This is a genomic window from Microcystis sp. M44BS1, assembly GCF_020244875.1.
In the GTDB taxonomy this organism is placed as follows: Bacteria; Cyanobacteriota; Cyanobacteriia; order Cyanobacteriales; family Microcystaceae; genus Microcystis; species Microcystis panniformis.
This window is the reverse complement of the sequence record NZ_JADBVM010000286.1, coordinates 1-3,360: the sequence shown is the minus strand read 5'-3', so window position 1 is coordinate 3,360 and position 3,360 is coordinate 1. Positions and strand designations below refer to the sequence as shown.

The window sequence follows — 3,360 nt, the reverse complement described above, 5'->3', positions numbered from 1 at the left end:
TTTCTCGGCTGGTGAGAGAGAGTCTATCTTTCTCTAAAAAAATGGAGAATCACGTTGGGGCTGTTTGGTATTTTATCCATGACTACAACGCACAGCAAAGCAAAGGATTAAGCCGCCATCACTACTACCGAATCACCACCAACTCTTAACTCGGCAGAAAAAAGGTAGTATAAGTGGCGAATCGACAACAATTAGGTCGGACTTACCCCATGAAAACCAAAAAACTGACACCCCGCAATGCTGCTCCTGTGCAACGGGAAAATACCGCTACCGTCTCTCGTGATGGTAATGCGATTGCGCCCAAGAAATTCGGCCAAGTGCCTTGTGCCTGCACCAACACACCTTTTGCGGGAGACGACCCAGAGTAATCCACCCGATTCTAGCACGAACCTCAAAAAGTGTCAAAAGTCTTTTTCTCCTTGCCAGGGCGCACGGTTTGCCTCAAGGAATTGACGTACAACCCTAGTCAGTGGCTTTCGGATACCTGGCACTCTTGCCGATAGGTATTACCTAAACGAGACTTAGATTTTTGGGGATGAGTGCTAGAACTTTGTTTCGAGAGATGAACCCCTGCCAATAGCTTACTACCCCAGGGTTATCGGGTTGAGGTTTTCTCATTAGATCTATGATCTACTATTATTTTAAAGTAGCTGACATACGATAAAAAATTGGAATACAAGGGAAAAATTTTTATGGAAACTGTTGACAAAATTCAATTAAACCCCGTCTAACTCGAAACCTATAATTTTTAGATCTCCTATTGGGTAATCCCCCTAAATCCCCCTTCAAAAGGGGGATTTATTCCTAGAAGGTATTTCAAAAAACTACAGTTCCCACAATGGACGCGGTTTAAAAGCTAATTTACTGACTCAATTAATCGCAAATCACCAAATTAAAGAGATACCTGTAAGAGGCATTCTCCTATCACAACTAATAAGCGGTAAACCAAGGTGAAAGGCTGTAGCGGCAATTATTCTGTCAGGTAAATCAGGTACGGCAGTTCGTAATACGGTCGCCAAAACATTGACAACCTCGGCAGTCAAATCAGCTAAGATAAACCCACTATTACCAGCTAATAACTCTGCATCTAATTGAGATTTTAGTTCAGGTGCAATACGTCCTTTTTCTTGCAGATAAATTATCTCTATTAAACAGATAGTTGGAATATAAATGACAATTTCACCGCGATCGCATTGTTCAAATGTTTGGTTAGCCGCAGAACTCAAGCGTGGACTATCCTCTCAATACCAAATCAAAGCATGAGTATCGGTCACTGCATCACTCATCAAATATCCTCACGAGGAAAGTTAGCTCCTATCTGTTGTTTTACATCAGCGATATCTGCATCACTGATGTTGGCACCTCGCCATAATCCCCGCAAAGATTTACGAGGTTGATGGGTAGTAACCGCTAACTGTTGTTTAATATCAGGAGTCACTTTTTCAATTAGACGTACTTTGTCTAGAGGAGAAAGCTGTTTGACTATCTCTAAGGCATCTTCTAGAGTAACAACTCTTGTCATCTTTTTAGACCTCAAGAAATAATGAGAATAACTTTCTGATTACATATCATCTTACAACGAATTTGAATCTTGGATCAAAAGGTTAAAATTCTCACAAAAATATTGACAAGTGCTGATCTAAGCTTAACAAAAACTTAACAAAAATTCCCTGAAAAACTATTGACTCGGCAGAAAAAAGGTAGTACTACTGGAATCAATAACAATTAGGTAGGAATTACCCCATGAAAACTAAAAAACTGACACCCCGCAACGCTGCTCCTGTCCAACGGGAAAATACCGCTACCGTCTCTCGTGATGGTAATGCGATTGCTTCCCATATTTTCATATTTTTACTTACTCCTTTTGCGGGCGACGACGCGGAGTAGTCCCCATAATTCTAACACTCACCTCAAAAAATGTCAAAAGTCTTTTTCTCCTTGCCAGGGCGCACGGTTTGCCTCAATGAATTGACGCACAATCCTTGTTAATTCAGGGCTTTCGGATACCTGGAACCCGGGGAGAAGCTTCTTGAGCAGGGGAGAGAGGGAGCGGGGGAGTACAGGTTTTTGCTCTTCTGTTGTCTCCCTTTTCCTTGGCTCACGAGTGCTAGAAGATTTAGATTCAGGGAGATGAACCTGTCTATCTCGCAGTTTGTCCAAAATCTGTTAAAATTATAAGATGCTAAAAAGTCTGCTACCGTCTCTCATGATGGTAATGTGATCGCCCCCCAGTCATGGTGGGCGGAATGGGATTTCAAGGAATCGACTCCCAATCCTAGTCAGTTCGGAGCTTTTCGGCATCGGGGTTTGAACAAGGCGAGACTTAGATTTTTGGGGGTGAGTGTTAAAATTTTATTAGCATTATCATTTGGTGGGAAACTTTAAATATGAATGTCCAACTAATTGAAAAATCCAATCTCAGTGATAAAGCTAATGTCATTGATGAACAGCGTTTGCTCTTACCTAGTCATTACAGTTGGCAGCAGTTTCTGGGCTTAGAAATGTGGTTAGCAGATACATCTGGTTTGCGAATAACCTATTTAGACGGCAATATAGAACTTATGACATTAGGAGAAACTCACGAAGGAATTAAAAGTATTTTAAGGTTTTTGTTAGAAGTTTATTTTATTGAAAAAGGAATTAGATTTTTTCCTGTTGGTAGCGCGACTCGGCGAGATGAAGCTAAAGATGTTTCTTTTGAACCTGATGAGTCTTACTATTTGGGAGAAAAAAAAAGTTATCCTGATTTAGCAATTGAAATTATTGTTACCAGTGGGAATCTGAATAAACTAGAGAAATATAGTCGTTTTGCTATTCCTGAAGTTTGGTTTTGGCAAAATAATCAATTATTTTTATACCACTGGCAAGAATCGGGTTATATGCAGATTTATCGCAGCGAACTTTTACCAGACTTAGATGTAGATTTATTATTAAAATGTTTACAAATACCTGATATTTTAGAGGCAAGACTTGAGTTATTAAAAGGAATTAGCCAGAGTGAGTAAGTGGGCTTAATTGTTAGATAGTGGAACAGGCTTCCAGCCTGTGGACGGGCAAGATGCCCATCCCACATTTTATATTTAATTGCAACCAGCTACTTTTGGCAGGGAGAAGCTTCTTGAGCAGGGGAGAGGGGGAGCGGGGGAGTACAGGTTTTTGCTCTTCTGTTGTCTCCCTTTTCCTTGGTTCACGAGTGCTAGAAGATTTAGTCAATGCTAATTAAAAGGTCGGGGGTTGTCTTTGACTTCTCTTGGTCAAAAATTAGAGTTTTCAATAAGTCCCCGATTGATGTTCTTAACAGTAAATCGCTTATTTTAAGTAGCTGGTTATAATTAAATTTAAAATGGATTTTAGGTTCGA

Annotated in this window: 5 protein-coding genes; 3 read left to right on the top strand and 2 right to left on the bottom strand. The window is 40.2% G+C overall.

The window, feature by feature from the left end:
* Positions 1–209 precede the first annotated feature (209 nt).
* Positions 210–368: an anacyclamide/piricyclamide family prenylated cyclic peptide gene (locus IM515_RS21900; protein ID WP_287629144.1), complete on the top strand. Its 159-nt coding sequence runs from the start codon at positions 210–212 to the stop codon at positions 366–368.
* Between the two features lie 516 nt (positions 369–884).
* Here IM515_RS21900 and IM515_RS21895 read toward each other — a convergent pair.
* Together IM515_RS21895 and IM515_RS21890 are read right to left on the bottom strand one after the other, a co-directional pair.
* Entirely contained in the window at positions 885–1,226 is a 342-nt protein-coding gene (locus tag IM515_RS21895) for a type II toxin-antitoxin system VapC family toxin (RefSeq protein WP_002767628.1), read from the bottom strand.
* 59 nt (positions 1,227–1,285) lie between these two features.
* Complete coding sequence (locus tag IM515_RS21890; RefSeq protein WP_002753033.1) at positions 1,286–1,522, bottom strand: hypothetical protein; 237 nt, start codon at positions 1,520–1,522, stop codon at positions 1,286–1,288.
* 221 nt (positions 1,523–1,743) lie between these two features.
* Here IM515_RS21890 and IM515_RS21885 point away from each other — a divergent pair, with 221 nt between their 5' ends.
* Both IM515_RS21885 and IM515_RS21880 read left to right on the top strand, forming a co-directional pair.
* Complete coding sequence (locus tag IM515_RS21885) at positions 1,744–1,887, top strand: anacyclamide/piricyclamide family prenylated cyclic peptide (RefSeq protein ID WP_002767627.1); 144 nt, start codon at positions 1,744–1,746, stop codon at positions 1,885–1,887.
* Positions 1,888–2,387: 500 nt separating this feature from the next.
* Positions 2,388–3,005: a Uma2 family endonuclease gene (locus IM515_RS21880; protein WP_185241382.1), complete on the top strand. Its 618-nt coding sequence runs from the start codon at positions 2,388–2,390 to the stop codon at positions 3,003–3,005.
* The last annotated feature ends 355 nt before the right edge of the window (positions 3,006–3,360 follow it).